The sequence below is a fragment of the Filifactor sp. genome (genome assembly GCF_057248345.1).
The window spans coordinates 1-18,170 of record NZ_DBHIIC010000007.1 but is presented as its reverse complement, the minus strand read 5'-3'; the positions used below and the strand labels follow the sequence as shown (position 1 = coordinate 18,170).

General features: G+C 34.1%; 16 protein-coding genes. All 16 read left to right on the top strand.

Features of this window, described 5'->3' with window-relative positions:
* Positions 1 to 103: 103 nt before the first annotated feature.
* The gene (locus tag ACO5GE_RS02795) at positions 104 to 2,203 is read left to right on the top strand and encodes an S-layer homology domain-containing protein (RefSeq protein WP_484829407.1); all 2,100 of its coding nucleotides are present in this window, start codon (positions 104 to 106) and stop codon (positions 2,201 to 2,203) included.
* A 313-nt stretch (positions 2,204 to 2,516) separates the two neighbouring features.
* A complete protein-coding gene (gene mscL, locus ACO5GE_RS02790) occupies positions 2,517 to 2,903 on the top strand; it encodes a large-conductance mechanosensitive channel protein MscL (protein ID WP_484829406.1) in 387 nt (128 codons plus the stop codon).
* Between the two features lie 143 nt (positions 2,904 to 3,046).
* Complete coding sequence (gene ylqF, locus ACO5GE_RS02785) at positions 3,047 to 3,913, top strand: ribosome biogenesis GTPase YlqF (protein WP_484829405.1); 867 nt, start codon at positions 3,047 to 3,049, stop codon at positions 3,911 to 3,913.
* Between the two features lie 23 nt (positions 3,914 to 3,936).
* Positions 3,937 to 4,707 carry a ribonuclease HII gene (locus ACO5GE_RS02780; protein ID WP_484829404.1) on the top strand — a complete coding sequence of 257 codons (771 nt, stop codon included), beginning with the start codon at positions 3,937 to 3,939 and terminating at the stop codon, positions 4,705 to 4,707.
* A gap of 155 nt (positions 4,708 to 4,862) precedes the next feature.
* A complete protein-coding gene (locus ACO5GE_RS02775) occupies positions 4,863 to 5,549 on the top strand; it encodes a response regulator transcription factor (RefSeq protein WP_484829403.1) in 687 nt (228 codons plus the stop codon).
* Positions 5,542 to 6,993: a sensor histidine kinase gene (locus ACO5GE_RS02770; RefSeq protein ID WP_484829402.1), complete on the top strand. Its 1,452-nt coding sequence runs from the start codon at positions 5,542 to 5,544 to the stop codon at positions 6,991 to 6,993. The genes ACO5GE_RS02775 and ACO5GE_RS02770 overlap by 8 nt, the downstream gene beginning before the upstream one ends.
* An 11-nt stretch (positions 6,994 to 7,004) precedes the next feature.
* Positions 7,005 to 8,207, top strand: a complete 1,203-nt coding sequence (locus ACO5GE_RS02765) for a trans-sulfuration enzyme family protein (protein ID WP_484829401.1) — start codon at positions 7,005 to 7,007, stop codon at positions 8,205 to 8,207.
* A gap of 522 nt (positions 8,208 to 8,729) precedes the next feature.
* Complete coding sequence (locus tag ACO5GE_RS02760) at positions 8,730 to 10,544, top strand: N-acetylmuramoyl-L-alanine amidase (protein WP_484829400.1); 1,815 nt, start codon at positions 8,730 to 8,732, stop codon at positions 10,542 to 10,544.
* 602 nt (positions 10,545 to 11,146) lie between these two features.
* Complete coding sequence (gene rph, locus ACO5GE_RS02755; RefSeq protein ID WP_484829399.1) at positions 11,147 to 12,562, top strand: ribonuclease PH; 1,416 nt, start codon at positions 11,147 to 11,149, stop codon at positions 12,560 to 12,562.
* 32 nt (positions 12,563 to 12,594) lie between these two features.
* Positions 12,595 to 13,599: a PhoH family protein gene (locus ACO5GE_RS02750; RefSeq protein WP_484829443.1), complete on the top strand. Its 1,005-nt coding sequence runs from the start codon at positions 12,595 to 12,597 to the stop codon at positions 13,597 to 13,599.
* On the top strand, positions 13,596 to 14,084 hold the full coding sequence (gene ybeY, locus ACO5GE_RS02745) for an rRNA maturation RNase YbeY (protein ID WP_484829398.1): 489 nt from the start codon (positions 13,596 to 13,598) through the stop codon (positions 14,082 to 14,084). The genes ACO5GE_RS02750 and ybeY overlap by 4 nt, the downstream gene beginning before the upstream one ends.
* 119 nt (positions 14,085 to 14,203) lie before the next feature.
* Positions 14,204 to 15,109, top strand: coding sequence for a GTPase Era (gene era, locus ACO5GE_RS02740; RefSeq protein ID WP_484829397.1), 906 nt, complete (start codon positions 14,204 to 14,206; stop codon positions 15,107 to 15,109).
* A gap of 19 nt (positions 15,110 to 15,128) precedes the next feature.
* Positions 15,129 to 15,890, top strand: a complete 762-nt coding sequence (recO, locus tag ACO5GE_RS02735) for a DNA repair protein RecO (RefSeq protein WP_484829396.1) — start codon at positions 15,129 to 15,131, stop codon at positions 15,888 to 15,890.
* A gap of 77 nt (positions 15,891 to 15,967) precedes the next feature.
* Positions 15,968 to 16,567: a DUF4342 domain-containing protein gene (locus tag ACO5GE_RS02730; protein ID WP_484829395.1), complete on the top strand. Its 600-nt coding sequence runs from the start codon at positions 15,968 to 15,970 to the stop codon at positions 16,565 to 16,567.
* Between the two features lie 447 nt (positions 16,568 to 17,014).
* Positions 17,015 to 17,650 (top strand): transcriptional regulator CcpN, encoded by a 636-nt coding sequence (gene ccpN / locus ACO5GE_RS02725; RefSeq protein WP_454959181.1) that lies wholly within the window; start codon positions 17,015 to 17,017, stop codon positions 17,648 to 17,650.
* 35 nt (positions 17,651 to 17,685) lie between these two features.
* Positions 17,686 to 18,170 (top strand): kinase/pyrophosphorylase (locus ACO5GE_RS02720; RefSeq protein WP_484829394.1); only part of this gene is annotated, 485 nt, incomplete at its 3' end.

Here is an 18,170-nt window from a genome sequence, read left to right as displayed (position 1 = left end):
TAGTAGATGTATCTTTCATCTGCGTAGCAATGAAAAATGTGAGATATACAGGAAGAAATATATCGATCAGTAAGAAAAATATTTTAAGAAGGGTAGTGAGTATATGAAAAAAGCAAATATTGGAAGTGAATTTACAAAGAAAAGAGGAATCAAAACAGGAAGTCTGTTGTTGGCGCTTGTAATGTTGATTCAGTTTGTACCACAATTAGATATAGCACATGCAGATCCATTGCCTACCAATAGCGCTTGGATTAATAATGACACCTCAGTTACGTACGGTGATGTGAAAGATGCAATTGATGCAGCGTCTGATGGTGATGTAATTCATTTGAGTGGGAACGTGACAAGTCCAGGATTTAATGAAATCAATAAAGATGTTACGTTAGATGTAGCGCATGATACAACAATTCAGATGAGTTATGGAAACTCCATTCTATTTGAACTGTTAAGAGGCTCCAAATTACAAGTAAGAGATGGAGCTACATTGACAATACCGAGAGGTTGGATTATTCCTAAAGAGAATTCTGAAATTACAATTTCAGATACTGCACAGTTGGTAATGGGAGATCATATTACGATGTGGGATCATGCATCATTGAAAGTGAAAGATTCTGCAAAACTCAAAACAAGAAGTATTGTGGTGTATATTGATTCGAAAGTAGAAATTACGGATAGTGCGACAGTAAATGTCGGCGGAGTACAATGGGATGATAAAATAGTTCTTGAAGACAGAGGATCATTGCTTATTTCGGGAAATTCAAATGTAACGATTCAAGGATATTTAGATGCACGGAACAACAGTAATGTTTTAATCAAAGGTTCTCCTGTTGTACGTGCAGAACTTATCACTTCTACAGATGACAGTAAGATACAAGTAATTAGTGGAGATGTTCAGATTGCGGATTTGGATACTTATGTAAGATTAGTAGATACAGATGACAGTTTTAACAGTATTGTTTCAGATTCTCCAAATGCAAATGATCCGTTGAAGATGTTTAGACTTACTGATTCCACTATAACAGTTCTTCCTGCGATCGCATCAAATGGACATAGTTATAGCTATACTGTTTTAGAACGAACTATTCCGGGAACAACGACAGTAGAAAAATACGCATGGGTACCATTTCATAAGGTAACCTATCAGTTAAAGTATCGTGCGGCATCCTTTGCTGATGGAACAAAAGATGATAAAGTGACATTCACTATCAGCGGTTATCCGTTAAACATGGCAAACAAAGTATATAATCAAGACATTGTACCTGAGGGAGTTCCAACGAGCAGTAGAGCCGGAGATACTTTCATTGGATGGTTTTATAAAGATGAAAATGGGAATGAAAAAGAGTTTAAACCATTGGAAACAATTTTAACCGGTGATACCGTAGTATATGATGTTTGGAAAAAAGCTCCTTCTTCATCGGGAAGTTCAGAAGAGGAAGAAACTCCGGAAGTGTCACCACAACAACCACCACAAGTGCCACTGACATCGAATGAGTCAAAACAAGATAATACAACCGGAAAACTAAATAAAGTAGACCACTATTCATATATGGTAGGTTATCCGGACGGAACATTCAGAGCAGATTCCCAAATGACACGAGCAGAAGTAACAATGATGTTTGCGAGATTATTAAAAGACAGACCTAATGGAACACCATTTATGGAAAATAGATATCGTGATGTGCAAGAAACTAACTGGTTTTCTTATGCAGTAGACTACATGAGTGAACAAAATATCATAAAGGGTTATCCTGATGGAACATTCAGACCGAATGAACCAATCACAAGAGCAGAATTTGCTGCAATTTCTGCAAGATTTGACAAGCTTTCTGATGAAGGAAACAGTACATTTACAGATGTAAGCGAGAATCATTGGGCAAGCAAGGTAATTGCACAAGCCGGAAAAAAAGGTTGGGTAAGTGGATATCCGGACGGAACTTTCAAACCGAACCAAAATATTACAAGGGTGGAAGTGGTATCTTCAACCAACAGAATCTTAAACAGATATGCCGATATAGAATTTGCAAAAACAAATAAAGAAAAATTGGCAACTATGACAGACATTGCGGAAACACATTGGGGATATGGAGCGATTGTAGAGGCCATGAATGGGCATGATTATGTGAGATTAGAAGATGGTAAAGCAGAAAAGTGGGAAAGACTGAATTTAAAATCGTTTGATTTTCCTGCATCGTTACCACAATAGGAAAAGAGGTTTTTAAGAAAGAACAGTTCATTCTAACTGTTTGAAAACATGAAATGCAATCAATCATAAGCGATTGAGCAATTAGACAAATTCTTATAAAAAAATGGTAAAAAGCAGCAAATACCAATGTTGAAGTTGGAAGACATATGATATGTTGATATTTGCTGCTTTTTTATGAGATGATTGAAATTAATGAAAGATTTATACGATAAGAAAATCATTATTTTTCTATAAAAATAATGATTTATTTGATAGGTTATGTGGTATAAATGTAAGAAAATATAAATATTGAAAGAGAAAGGATGTTTTTTAGATGGGATTAATGAAAGAATTTAAAGAATTTGCTGTAAGAGGCAATGTGGTTGATATGGCAGTTGGGGTTATCATAGGGGGAGCTTTTGGAAAAATTGTAACTTCCTTAGTAGATGATATGATTATGCCTATAATCGGAGCTTTTATTGGTGGAGTCGATTTTACATCCTTAGTGTTTAATATTAGGGGAGTCGATGTTGCTTACGGAAACTTCATCCAACAAATTTTCAATTTCGTGATTATCGCATTTTGTATCTTCATGTTAATTAAGGGAATCAATGCTACGAAGAAAAAAGAAGTGGAAGAAGCGGTTGAACCTGCACCGGCTGAACCAACAAAAGAAGAATTATTATTGGCTGAAATCAGAGATTTGTTAAAACAAAAATAGGGTTTTCAAACCGATTGAAAAGACGGATGTTAAGTAAGGATGAATTGCTTAGCATCCGATTTTTTTGTTGTAAAATAAAAAGATAGAGCATAAGAATCTATGTTATAATGGAATAAAAAAGTAGGATAAGAGAGGAAAATACGATGGAAGAAATGCATATCAATTGGTATCCCGGTCACATGAAAAAGACAAGGGAATTGATTGAAAAAAATATGTCAATTGTTGATGTGGTTGTCGAGGTTGTGGACAGCCGTATTCCCAAAAGTAGTAAAAATCCGGATATCGAAAAAATTGCCGGAAGCAAACCGATTGTAATTTTGTTGAATAAAGAAGATTTATCTGATGATAGAGAGACAAAAAAGTGGATTGATTACTATCAAAAACAGCATCACTCTGTCATTTCTTATAATGGAACGACAGGAGACGGTACAAAGGAACTGTTACAGGAAATTAAAGAATCTTTTGCGCCAAAGTTGGAGAGATTACAAAATCGTGGATTGAAGGACAGAGCGATTCGAATTATGATAGCAGGAGTTCCAAATTCAGGAAAGTCAACATTAATCAATCGATTATCCAAACGAAAATCAACACAGACAGGTGATAGAGCAGGTGTCACAAAAGGAAAACAATGGGTAAAATTGAAAGGAAATCTTGAAATGTTGGATACACCGGGAATCCTTTGGCCGAAGTTTGAAGATCAGAGAGTAGCACTGATGCTTGCCTTTACCGGAGCAATTCGTGATGAGGTGCTTGATTTAGAAGAGATTGCATTTGCTTTACTCAATGAACTTCGAGGAAGATATGGGAAATTCTTGGAAGAAAGATATGGTATAACAATAGATGGTGCGATGGAAACACTTGAAATTATGGATCAAATTGCAAAAAAAAGAGGATTCGTACTTCGTGGACAGGAAATTGACTATTTGAGGACAGCACAGGCAATTTTGAATGATTTTCGGGAAGGAAAGTTAGGACGTATTACATTGGAAACACCACAGGAGCAAGAATAGTCGTTTCATTTGGAGGGATGTTTGTGTTTGAAGGTCAAAGTATATCAGAAATAAAACAAAAGATTTCACAAATGAGGAAAGAAGAAAAAAATTTGGAGTTAGAGCAAACTTTGCTGATGGATGATAGGATTGGAGTTCAAAAGATTGGGATTTCATTACAAAAGAATCGACTGAAAGCAGAAGAAGAAAGGCATAGGATTCTCCAAATGAAGGTCAAGGAACAGGATTGGAACAGCAAAGGAATTCTTTTGGTAGGTGGAGTTGATGAGGCTGGTAGGGGGCCTTTGGCCGGACCGGTGGTTGCGGCTTGTGTCATTATGAAACCGGACTCATTGATTCTTGGAATGAATGATTCCAAAAAAATAAAAGAAACGGTGAGAGAAGAACTGTACGATAAGGTTATTCAGGATAGTATTTCTTTTGGAATCGGAATTGCGAGCAGTGAAGAAATTGATCAATATAATATTTTGCAAGCTACTTTTTTGGCGATGAAAAGAGCGATGAAGGAAATGAAACAAGTGCCGGAGCTTGTTTTGGTAGATGGAAATCAAGAAATTTCAAATTGTTTCATTCGCCAAGAAACAGTAATCCATGGGGACAGTATTTGTTACAGTATAGCTTGTGCCAGTATTTTGGCAAAGGTGTATCGTGATCGAATTATGAGAGAATATGATAGAATCTATCCGGAATTTGATTTTTTAAACAATAAGGGATATGGGACAAGTCATCACTACGATGCTTTGAGGACTTATGGCGTGACTCCGATTCATCGAAAAAGCTTTTTGAAAAGTTAGAGACATTTGAAATGTGTGGAAAAAATTTCCACAGAAATTACAAATAAAAAATAAGATATGTGTATTTTTTGAGGGTACTATATAGAAAACGATTATAGGAAACAATGATTAGTAGAAATGATAGAAAACAATGAAAAAGGATAGGTGAAGAGTCAATGAAACATATTTTGATTGTAGATGATGAAAAACGAATTCGAGATTTAATTGTAATGTATTTAAAAAAAGAAGGATATGAAGTAACTGATTTTGACAATGCGGATAAAGCGTATGAATTTTTGCAAAATAATGAAGTGGACTTACTTGTTTTGGATATTATGATGCGTGGTATGAACGGCTTGGATTTGTGTAAAAAAGTAAGGGCGACAAGTGAAGTACCGATTATCTTTGTTTCTGCAAGAAGTGAAGAATTGGATAGAATTTTGGGGTTGGAATTGGGTGCCGATGATTATTTGGCAAAACCATTCAGCGTGAGAGAGCTTGTTGTTCGTATCAAAAATATTTTGAGAAGAACCAATACCATAGTTCAGAAGAAAGAGGACAACATCCTTTCTGTAGAAGATTTGAAAATTTATATCGAACAACGTATTGTTAAAGTTGGAGAAGTAGAAGTGGCACTTACTACGAAAGAGTATGAGGTACTGAAGTATTTGGTGGAAAATAAAGGATATCCTTTGTCGAGAGATAAAATCATCCAAAATATTTGGGGTTATGAATATGACGGATATGACAGAAATGTAGATGATACCATTAAAAGATTGAGAAAAAAATTAAAAGACATAGATTCTAAGGTAAAAATACAAACTGTTTGGGGCTATGGATACAAGGTGCAGGAAGATGAGTAAAATTGGAAAAAAGATTGTATTTAGTTATCTCGTTATTGTGTTGTTTACCGTAGGAATTTCTATGGGAATTACCAAAATGAATTTTTCCAATAATTTGAATGCTAAGATTGTATCAGATTTGAATATTGCAGGAGATCATATATTAAGTCAGATTCAGGACAGTTTATCGCTTTATCGTGAACAACATGGAAAGACAGCAAATTTGTCAGATATTTTTCCCAATAAGGTGTTTTATTCCAGACAGTATCCAAATGCAAATTTTATTGTGCAAAACAAACAAAAGGAAGTTGTGTTTGAATCTTGGAATTTGGAAGAAGGAGAGGCTTTCTTCAATGCGAATGATCCGAAGAAAAAGTATTTTATGTTGGAGAGAACGATTTTAGCAGAAGATAACAAGACTGTGATTGGTTATCTTCTTGTCATCGGTGAAAAAGAAGAATTGGGAATTATCAATTCGTTGATAAATCGCGCATCTATGGCTGGGCTTGCGATTTCTCTCTTTAGTGCAATTCTGTTGGCATTTTTCTTTGAAAGAGCTTTGATACGACCAATCAACCTTTTGAAAAAGAATATACAGTCATTTTCTATTGATGGAGAAAATGAATGGGAAGAAATCAATACAAAGGATGAAATCAGTGATTTAAATATTTCTTTCCAAAAGATGGCAAACAGAATGATAAAATATGATAAAAAACAGAAGGAATTTTTTCAAAATACTTCTCATGAATTAAAGACACCGTTGATGTCGATTCAAGGATATGCAGAGGCAATTCGAGATCATGTCATTTCGGAGGAAGATGTAGATGATTCGCTGAATATTATTATTGACGAAACAAATAAGTTAACTAATACGGTAAATAGTATTGTCTACATGACAAAATTGGATAATCCGGGAGAAAACACAGACAAGAACAGAGTACAAAATATAGAAGTTCATGATTTTGTGAACGAAGTATTGTATAAATTCAAATTTGTTGCAGAGGAAAAGCATATTGAGTTATTGAATTCGGTAGAGGAAAATCTCATTCACAGATTGGATGAGGAATATATGTTCCGTATTATCAACAATTTGGTATCGAATGCACTTCGTTATGCCAAGAGTAAGGTTGAGGTGCAAGGACAACAAGAGGAAGATTTTATGCGTATCAAAGTGATAGATGACGGTCAGGGTTTTGATACCAAAGAGATAGATTTGATTTTTGACCGTTTCTATAAAGGTGAAAAAGGAAATACCGGTTTGGGACTTGCGATTGTAAAATCGACTGTAAAACAGTTAAAAGGAACTGTTTCCGGATATAATATTTCACCACATGGTGCTTGTGTAGATATTTTGATTCCTACTTCAAAACCGGAACAGAGAAAATCACCGAAGTCCGGAAACAAAAAGTTGTTTCATTTGCAGCGTGGAGGAGTAAATTTTAGAGATAAGATAAGAAAATCTTAGGAGGAGTAAATGTGAGTAACTTTCAAGATTTTAAAAAGATAAAAGGATTTCAAACAAAGTCTATCCATGAGGGATATGTAGATGAGAATCCATATAATTCCCTAAATCCGCCTATCTTCATGACATCCTCTTTTTCATTTCAATCCGTAGAGGAAGCGGATGAAATCTTTAGAGGAGAAAGAGAAGGATTTGTATATACTAGGGGAAGAAATCCATCTACAGAATTATTTGAGAAAAAAGTTGCAGTATTAGAAGGTGGAGTGGATGCAGTTGCCTTTTCTTCCGGAATGGGAGCAATTTCCGCCACTGTGCTTTCTTTTGTAAAGCAAGGCGATCATGTGGTTGCAGGAAAATTTCTGTACGGTTCTTGCTATGGATTTATGAAACATTTTTTATCTCGTTATGGGATAACAGTTTCTTTTGTTGATACAAGAGATTTGAAACAGGTAGAGGATGCAATTACAGATAAGACAAAGTTGATTTACTTGGAGACGCCATCCAATCCCAGTCTATATATCACGAATATTCGAGAAGTTTGTAATCTTGCAAACAAAAAGGAAATTCCTGTTGTAGTTGACAATACATTTGCAACACCATACTGGCAAAAACCGTTGTTGTTAGGAGCAAAGGTTGTTGTTCATTCAGCAACAAAGTTTTTAAGCGGACATGGAGATGTGGTTGCAGGTGTTGCCGTGTCCAAGGATCAGGAATATATTAACAAGTTGCGTTATGGTTTTATGTGTGAGCTTGGAAGCCCACTATCTCCTTTCAATAGCTGGTTATTGTTAAGAGGTATGAAAACATTGGGAATTAGGATGGAAAAACATGCTGAAAATGCGATGTTATTGGCAACTTATTTACAAGACCATGAAAAAGTGGAGCATGTTTGGTATCCGGGATTGAGTGATCATGAAGGATATGAAACAGCAAATGAACAAATGATGGGATATGGAGCCATTATTAGCTTTACAGTAAAAGGTGGAGCAGAAAAAGCAAAAGAACTTTTGACAAAATTTAAAATGTGCAAATTGGCAGTGAGTCTTGGAGATGCTGAGACTTTGGTGGAACATCCTGCCAGCATGACACACCGTGATTATGATAAAGAAAGTTTGGAAGAATTCGGTTTATCGGACAATATGGTACGCATTGCAGTAGGTTTGGAAGATAGCAAAGATATTATTCTTGATTTTTATGAGGCATTTGAACAAATTTAAATCTCAATACAAGTTGATAGGAAGTAACTATATAGATAACATGAGCATAACGAGAAATTATGCTCATTTTTTATTGTGTTGATGCCAACTAAACCGATAACAACAGAAGTTGATTGTTATGTATTATCCTGTTATTTTGTTATGATGATAAGGAATAATTTATTCTATGTTGGGTATAGAAAAATTTAAAAAAGAGTAATAAAAATAGAAAGTTATATTACAGAAAAATTTCTATCAGAATGTCGACAGTTATTTTGTTTCAGTACTGATGGTGTTATCGAATTGGAATGAATACGGTATAAATCAATATTGTCATAGAAATATTGTAAATACTGCTTATTGTAGGAAGAATGTAGTTATTTTGTAATCTCAATTACAAAAAAATTACAATATGATGAGATTGGTTGAATAATATGAAACAGGCTGATATTCTATGGATGAAAAGAAAAAGTAGATTAGAAAACAATAAGATCGTCATAAAATGATTTGATTGAAAATTTAAATAAGGAGAAAAGTATAGCGATGAAACTTAAAAAAACTTGTATTTTGATGCTGACAGTATCGTTTCTATGTATAAGTACATGTAATACTACTGTATTTGCAGATAAATATACATTGAATGGAAAAAGTGCTAACTTACCGAAAAACAGGGTGTTTTTGGATGGCAGTGAATTTTTTAGTGAAGAGATTTCTCCACTGAATATCAACAATCGTGTGTATGTTGCAGTACAAGATTTAAAAGGGTTAGTCAATGCCAATGTAAAGTGGGATAAAAAAGCGGAAGAGATACGGATTTCAAGGAACAATGTAACGATTCGAATGAAAAAAGGAAATACTTTTTATTATAAAAATAATAAGAAGGTATCCTTTGATAAAGGAACAAAAGTTCAAATTGTAAATAATCGTTCTTTGATTCCACTTAGCTTTGCAATTAAAGAATTTGAGTTAGATTATAAGTATGACAGTAAAAATAAAATATTATATTTGACATCTGCTTCAGACGATACAAATTCCAACTTGTTTGAAGGAGATGTGGAGGATGGGAGAGGAAGTGTTGTGATTCCAAGTGAACCACAACCAATACCGACTCCACAACCAATACCGACTCCACAACCAACCCCAAGTCCACAACCGACACCGACAAATCCATCAAAACCTGTCACACCGATTCAAGATAAACAACAAACAGTGACCTTGGTTCAAAATCAAGATAACAATACAGAATCGTTATCCATCCAAATGGGTGATACTGTAAACTATGATGTATCGGTAACAGGAAATCGGATTTCAGTTTCTTTTGATTCATTGAAACCTGTGAATATGCAACATAGAAAGACTAATTTAATCGATAATGTCAATGTAGAGTATGATTCTACCGGAAAGGTAAATCGAGTAGAAGTTGTAATAAATCCATCTGTTGACATGAATCAAGTTACTGTGAACAAAAAGAATCGAGAGATTTTGGTTCAATATAAGGAAAAAGATGTGACTTCTTCAATATATTCTTATGAAAAAGATAAAAGCAGTGCTGTGTTTAACCTTCCTTTGAAAAAATCTAAAAACATTTCAGTAAGCAAATCGGGAAGTCAAATTATATTTTCTGTAGACAAGTCTTCTTTGAACGGAGTACCTGCGGATACGACAGGAAAATCAGATGACAGATTGTTGAACAGCATCAAGGTAATGGATAAGGGAAATACTTATCAATTCCAAATAGATTTGAAAGACAGGGTGTCTTATGAGGTAACAAATTCAGGAAATAGAGGAACTTTTACTTTGAAGTTAATCAAGAATAGTCATACCACTCCAATTATCAGCATCGATCCCGGTCACGGTGGAAAAGATAGTGGAGCTGTCAAAAATGGTTATCGAGAAAAAGATTTGAACTTACAGGTGGCATCATTCTTAGTGCCGTCACTTCGTTCAGCAGGGTATGAGGTTATTACAAGTAGAGATACAGATGTATACCCTAGTTTGGATGAGCGTGCAAGCTTGGCAAATCAAACAGATAGTGATTTGTTTATCAGTATTCACCATAATTCCGGAGAAACAAATACATCTGCAAAAGGGATGGAAACCCATTACTATAATTCTAATGACAGTAAACGATTTGCAGAAATTGTTCAACGTAAATTGATTCAAGCAACAGGTGCAAAAGATAGAGGAATTAAGAATACACGATTGCTTGTGGTTCGAAAGACAAATATGCCCGGAGTTTTGTTAGAACTTGGTTTTATGACAAACTTAGATGAAGTTGGAAAACTTAGTGACCCATCTTACCAAAAATTGATGAGTGATGCGATTGTAGAGGCAATCAATGAATATTTTGGAAGATAAAAATTAGTGTGTTCCTATTAAAAAAATCGTAACGATAAAGAGAATTTTCCTTTTGTCGTTACGATTTTTTGTAATCATAACATCCAATTAAATCGTGATGACTTGAATCTGAGTAAAATATTTTTTCCAACAGTTCAGAAATTGTAGAAAAACATGATGAAACGATTGAAATAACAGACACAACAACAAGTTATATAAATCACTAAATTTACAGTATTGCAGTGGCTTCCATCATTTTGTTAGAGTTTGGAATACTATAATCAGTTAGCTGTGATTTTTTTTGTAAATATATGATGTGATGCTAGAAATATAGAAACAGTAGCTTGAAAAAATAGAGCAAAGAAAACAAGTAGTGTCAGAACAGAATCAAATCAGAACAGAATCAAATCAGATAGAATGTGAAGATCGAATGATGGAAAAGAATCATGCAAAAATAATATAGTTATGAATGAAATGATGTTATAATGTGGTTATGAATAAAAGTTGGTAAAATGCAATCGGTATTTGTGGTATAATGGTTGAAATAGTAAAGTGAAATGTGCCAGAGATAGTTTTGATAAGATATTTAGTTGTTCATTAGAGTAGAATATTGGAGGAAAAGAGTGAAGAGCAGCATTCAGCTTAGGGATATAACGATAGAAACAGGAATCAACAAGTATGCGGAAGGAAGCGTATTGGTCAGCTTTGGAGATACGAAAGTAATTTGTACAGCAAGTGTAGAAGAAAAAGTACCACCGTTTTTGAAAGGAACCGGAAAAGGATGGGTAAGTGCGGAGTATGCAATGTTACCTCGATCTACCGAGCAAAGAAAAAAGAGAGATTCCTCTCGTGGCAAAGTGGATGGTCGTGGACAGGAAATTCAAAGATTGATTGGAAGAAGTCTTCGAAATGCAATCGATTTTGATTTGCTTGGAGAACGTACGATTTGGATTGATTGCGATGTTATTCAGGCAGATGGAGGAACGAGAACAGCTTCTATATCAGGTTCTTTTGTCGCCATGGCAATAGCGTGCAAGAAGTTATATGACCAAAAATTGATAGAGAAATTTCCTATTTCTCATTATATCAGCGCAGTGAGTGTTGGGATTGTAAACGGAAAAAATATATTAGATTTGAACTATGAGTTTGACTCCAAGGCCGATGTTGATTTGAATGTTGTAATGAACGATCAGTTGGAGTATGTTGAATTACAAGGAACTGCAGAAGGAGTTGCATTTCAAAGACAACAGTTGGATTCTTTGCTAACCTTGGCGGAAATTGGATGTAAAGAAATTATGGAACTTCAAAAAAATGCACTTGGAAAACAAATTGTTTCTCTTATTGAGGGCACTCCTTTTGAAGAAGAACTGATAGAAAAAAACATAGAAGAACAAGAAATCAAAGAATTTTTGGAGACTTATGAAAAGAATGACTCTCAAAAGTATGATTTTGTTCTTGCAACTTCTAATCCTCACAAAGTTGAGGAGTTGCAAAAATTGATTCGCTTGAAGTCCGTAGAAATTTTATCCTTAGATGATGTCGGACTCAAAGGAATCGAAATTGTAGAAGATGGTGATTCTTTTGAAGAAAATGCACTGATTAAGGCAAGAGAAATTGCAAAACGCACCGGAAAGATTGCTATTGCTGATGATTCCGGATTATCTGTAGATATTTTGAAGGGACAGCCCGGAATTTATTCAGCTCGATTTGCAGGAGAACCGACAGATGATCATGCAAACAATGAAAAGTTGTTAGATATGATGAAAGACTACGAAGAGTCCTTGAGATTGGCGAGGTTTGTATGTGTGATTGCTGTTGTATTTCCAAACGGTTTGGAAAAGACATTCAAAGGAATTACGATGGGAAAAATAGGATTTGAGTATCGTGGAGAACATGGATTCGGATATGATCCTCTCTTCCTGGTAGAAGGAACAGATAAAACTTATGCAGAAATGACACAGGACGAAAAAAATAGAGTGAGTCATCGTGCACGAGCATTGAAAAATATGAATCATTTTTATGACAAATATTTTAGATAATCACTTAGAATAGTAGAATTGGAATGGGGGATATGTTGAGTTTGAATATAGAATTAAAATTTGAGACGGATAATATAAGATTTCAAGAAGAATTATTTGGAAATTTTGATCGAAATATAAAACGAATAGAAGAGTTTTATGGGATTGATATTCTGTTACGCTCTGACAATATTGTTCTGATAGGAGAAGAAAGTAAGGTTCAGAAGGCATATAACTTATTGGAAGAGTTGAGTAAGTTGGTAGATAGTGGAGAAGACATCGATACCCAAAAAATAAATTATGCAATTGGTACCATTGAAGAAAATACATCAGAGCGCCTATCCGATGTATGTACGGAACAAATTATATTATCGGCAAAGGGAAATATTATTAAACCTAAAACAGTTGGACAGAAGAAGTATGTAGACAATATTGACAAACAAGACATTACAATGTGTGTGGGACCTGCCGGAACCGGAAAAACTTATTTGGCAGTTGCGATGGCTGTAAGAGCATTTAAGAGGGAGGAAGTTTCAAGAATTATTTTGACTCGTCCGGCAGTAGAAGCAGGAGAGAGTTTGGGTTTTTTGCCTGGCGATTTGAAAGATAAGGTAGATCCTTATTTGAGACCACTATATGATGCGTTGTTTGATATTATGGGTTCTGAAAAGTTTCTGAAATTGTTGGAAAGAGGGATTATTGAAGTTGCACCTCTAGCATTTATGAGAGGTAGAACGTTGGATAATTCGTTTATTATCTTGGATGAGGCACAAAATACCACAAAAGAGCAGATGAAGATGTTTTTGACAAGATTGGGTTTCGGTTCCAAAGCGGTGGTAACAGGAGACGTGACACAGGTTGATTTACCACAGGGAAAACAGAGTGGTTTGATGCATTCTTTGAAGATTTTGGAAAATGTAAAAGGAATCGGAATGAACTTTTTGGATGAAAAAGATGTTGTGCGTCATGAATTGGTACAAAGAATTATTAAGGCTTACGAAAAGCATGAGAAAAAAGAGTTGTATAAGAAAGAGCAGAAGAAAGCGAGCAAAAAATGATTCAAATTTTATGGGAAATAGAAGACTATGAGTCAGATATTGATTCCATTTTTCAAAAGACATTGTCAGATATTATTGTGTATGCAATGGAAACAGAACATTTAACCGGATATTATGAAGTATCGTTGAGTGTAGTAAGTGCAGAGCAAATCAGAGAGTTGAATGCAAATTTTCGTCAGATTGACAGTGTTACGGATGTTCTTTCTTTTCCGATGTATGAGAGAGAAGAACTTGATGAGATAGAAGAAAAGAAAGAGTATGAAGACTATGAGGTGAATATCGGTGATATTGTACTGTGTTACGATAGAGCGGTAGAGCAAGCACAAGAATATGGACATAGTTTAAAAAGAGAAGTTTGTTATCTTGTGACACACTCTATTTTTCATCTTTTGGGATATGATCATATGGAAGAAGAAGAGAAACAACTGATGAGAACAAAAGAAGAGCAGGTATTGTCACATTTTCATATTCTAAGAGAAGAATAGGAAGAAGAATCGTAAGTTGAATCATGAGAGGATGTAGAAAATAGACAAGTAATGCAGATGTTTTTATTTTACCGTTGAGTAGCAATTGTGTTGTTTTGAATGGATAAGAAAGGATAGAGATGAATAATCAACATAAATCAGGTTTTGTAAGTATTATTGGCAGACCGAATGTCGGGAAATCAACCATATTGAATTGGATAATAGGAGAAAAAGTTTCCATTGTCAGCAACAAGCCACAGACGACAAGAAATAGAATCAGTGGAATCTACAACGATGAGGATTGTCAAATTGTATTTTTGGATACACCGGGAATGCAAAATCCACGCAATAAATTGGGAAAATATATGCTGAAGGCTTCCACTTCTACAATGAAAGATACCGATTTGATTATGTGTGTGGTAGATACTTCTTCGTACATCGGAAGAATGGATAAAAACATTATGGAGCAGCTGAAACATACTAACGATACTAAAATTTTAATAATCAATAAGATGGATCAGATACCAAAAGAAGAGGCGCTAAAAATTATTTCCATGTATAATGCCTTGGATATTTTTGATGAAATTATTCCGGTTTCCGCATTAAAAGGAGATAATATGGATTCTATTATTCCGACACTACAAAAGTATTTAACTTATGGACCGAAGTTCTATCCGGATGATGTGGCAACAGATCAAACTTTAAAAGTGATGGTATCGGAAATTATCAGAGAAAAAATACTCCTCTATACGGATGAAGAAATTCCTCATGGAACAATGGTTCAGATTGAGAGTTTCAAGGAAAGAGATAATAAAGAGATAATAGATATTGATGCTTTGATTTTTTGTGAAAGAAGTAGTCATAAAAAGATACTCATTGGAAAAGATGGAAGAAAAATCAAAGGAATTGGTATGGCAGCAAGAAAAGAATTGGAAGATATGTTGAGAAAACAAGTCAACCTTTCCTTGTGGCTGAAAGTGAAAGAAAATTGGAGAGATAATGAAAATTACATTAGAAACTTCGGTTTTGATGAAAAGGAAATTTAGAATATAAGGAAGAATAGTAATGTATATCAATACAGAAGGAATTGTACTAAAATCAGTAAAATACAAAGATTCAGATGCAATTCTCACATTGTTTTCCAAAAAGATGGGCAAAGTTACCGTATATGCAAAAAATGTTAGAAAGATGAATCATAGTTCTATGTCGGTGTCACAATCCTTTGCTTACGGAAACTTTGTATTGAGAACACAGGGAAAAATGTTGCAATTAAGTTCCTTTGAGTGCAAAGAAAACTTTTATTTTCTGACACAGGATATTGATAAAACTTTTCTTGCATATTATTTTGCTGAATTGTCGGAAAAATTTCTTGTAGAGAATCAAACCAATCATCGATTGCTACAAGCATTGTTAGAGTCTTTGTATGCATTGAAAGATACGGATAAGTATGAGTTGGTAAAATTGTATTTTGAGTGTAAAGCACTTCGTTTTTGTGGATATCAACCACAGGTTTCAAAATGCATAAAATGTGGTATAATCAGAGATAATAGCATTCCTTTTTACTTCCAAGTAGAAGATGGGGGTGTATATTGTTACCATTGTAAGTCGGAAACGGAAGAGCATAATATTTTTTATGCTCAATACGATAATACGACATACCAATTATTGGATTTTATAATGAGAGAGAGTCTGCAACAAGTGATCCAGGCAGAAATTTCTTCTGTAATCCTAAAAGAGTTGGATCGGTTTGTAAAGCAGTATTACAGTGTGCATTTAGGTGACTTGCAGTTGAAGTCGGTTGACTTTGTACGTCATATTGTACCGTAAAAACACATACTGTTTCATAATAATATTAAGATACTGTTATCTTGATATAAATTGTATTAAAAAATAAGGAGGCTATTATGGTTACATTAGAGAAAATCGATCAAGTAGTAGAACGTACAGGAGTTACTTATGAAGAAGCACGTGCTGCTTTAGAAGAAGTAGGAGGAGATGTATTAGAAGCAATCATTTATTTAGAAACGTCAAGAAAAGGATTTGCTGACAATATGAGTTCTAATATCAACGATAAAAAAGAAACAATTATCGGAGTTTTGAAAGAACTAATTAAAAAAGGAAATATTACACGTGTCATCATTAGAAGCGAAGAAAAAATTGTTTTAGATTTACCGATATATATTGGTGCAGTTGGAGTATTTTTTGCACCATATGTTGCTTTGATTGGTGCTGCTTTAGCTGCATTGAACAAGTATGATATTGTAATTCAAACAAAAGAAGACAAAGAATACAACTTGAATGAAATGACAGAATCACAACTTAACAAATTTAAGAGTGCTGTATCTAGAAAGAAAAAAGATGCACCTTTCTGTGATGATGATGTTGTAGTAGATGTAGAAGAAGTTGTAGAAGATATTGTAGATGATGTAGAAGATAAAACAGAGCAAGTAAAAGAAGAGTTTGAAGATGTTGTAGAAGAAATTAAAGAAGAAACTGACAAATAAATAGTAATATTCATATAACATAAAAAACCATTTAAGATCATGAAGATTTTAAATGGTTTTTTTATGTCAATAGTATTTGAAGATAGGAATATGAAAAATACAGGGATATCTGTATCATGAAAAAATAATGACAAAAACTACTTGTCTAAATGAAATGTTTGAATATGAGTTTTAACAGATAGTTCATCTTCTAAGATAAAAGATTTCAATATTTTGCAGTATGTAAATGGAATAGATGGAAATATGTTGTTATAAAACAAATCCTTTTATAAAGTACAATAGATTCAAGAAATAGCAATCTATTGTATTTTACATCACACTTTATGGGAAAAGTTCTAATTCAAAATCAAAAATCTAAAGAGTTTTTTCCTTTTTTATCATAAAAAGATTGACAATTTGTTTAATATGACATACTATAAATTATATACGTTATATTCAAAAATGGAGGTGATTCAAATAGAACTAACCGAAAGACAATTAAAAATTATTGACATTGTAAAAAACAATGAACCCATCACGAGTGAAGATATTGCAAAACATTTGAATTTAACAAGAGCTACTTTAAGACCGGACCTTTCTATTTTGACAATGAGTAAAGTACTCTATGCAAGACCGAAGGTGGGTTATTTTTATGGGGATATCACAGGAATCGGGTTATCCTTAAAAGAAATTAAAGATAAAACAGTTCGAGATGCAATGAGTGTTCCGGTTACGATTGATGAAGAAGAATCTATCCATTCAGCGATAGTACACATGTTTTTGGAGGATGTCGGAAGTTTGTTCATTGTAAATAACGGACTGTTAAGCGGAGTTATTTCAAGAAAAGACTTGTTGAAATGTTCGGTTGGCGGTATGGATATTGAAAAGCTGCCAATTGGTATGGCGATGACAAGAATGCCGAACATTGTGTATTCGGAAGCGAGTGAAAACATTGCATTAGCAGTGCATAAGATACTGATTCATGAAGTAGATAGTATTCCGGTAGTGGAAATTGTAGACGGAGATGAGAAAAAACTGAAAGTAATTGGAAAATTTTCCAAAACAAATATTACCAGACTGTTAATGGAAGTATTGGAAAACTAAATATAGTTTAGAAGTTTTGAGTATGAGGAAAAAACATGAAAAAAACATTTTTTATTATATCAGATTCACTAGGGGAGACTGCTGCTCAAGTGTTGAAAGCAGCAATTTCTCAATTTGATATGAATGACTATGAGATTAGAAGATTTTCTTATGTGTTGAAAGAAGATGCGTTAAGAGAGATTTTGATTTTGGCATGCGAAGCAGATGCTATGATTGTTCATACTTTAGTAGAGACAGAATTGCTTTGTGTAATTGAAGAATTTCAAAAAACACATCAATTAAAGACGGTCGACATCCTTGGGAGTGCATTATCCATGATTTCTGATATGACAAATCAAACACCAAAAAGAGAACCGGGCGTTATTCGACAAATCAATGACACATACTATAAGAGAGTAGAGTCCATAGAGTTTGCAGTCAAATATGATGACGGAAAGGATCCAAGAGGAGTGTTAAAGGCGGATTTGGTACTGCTTGGAATATCCAGAACATCCAAAACACCATTATCTATGTATTTGGC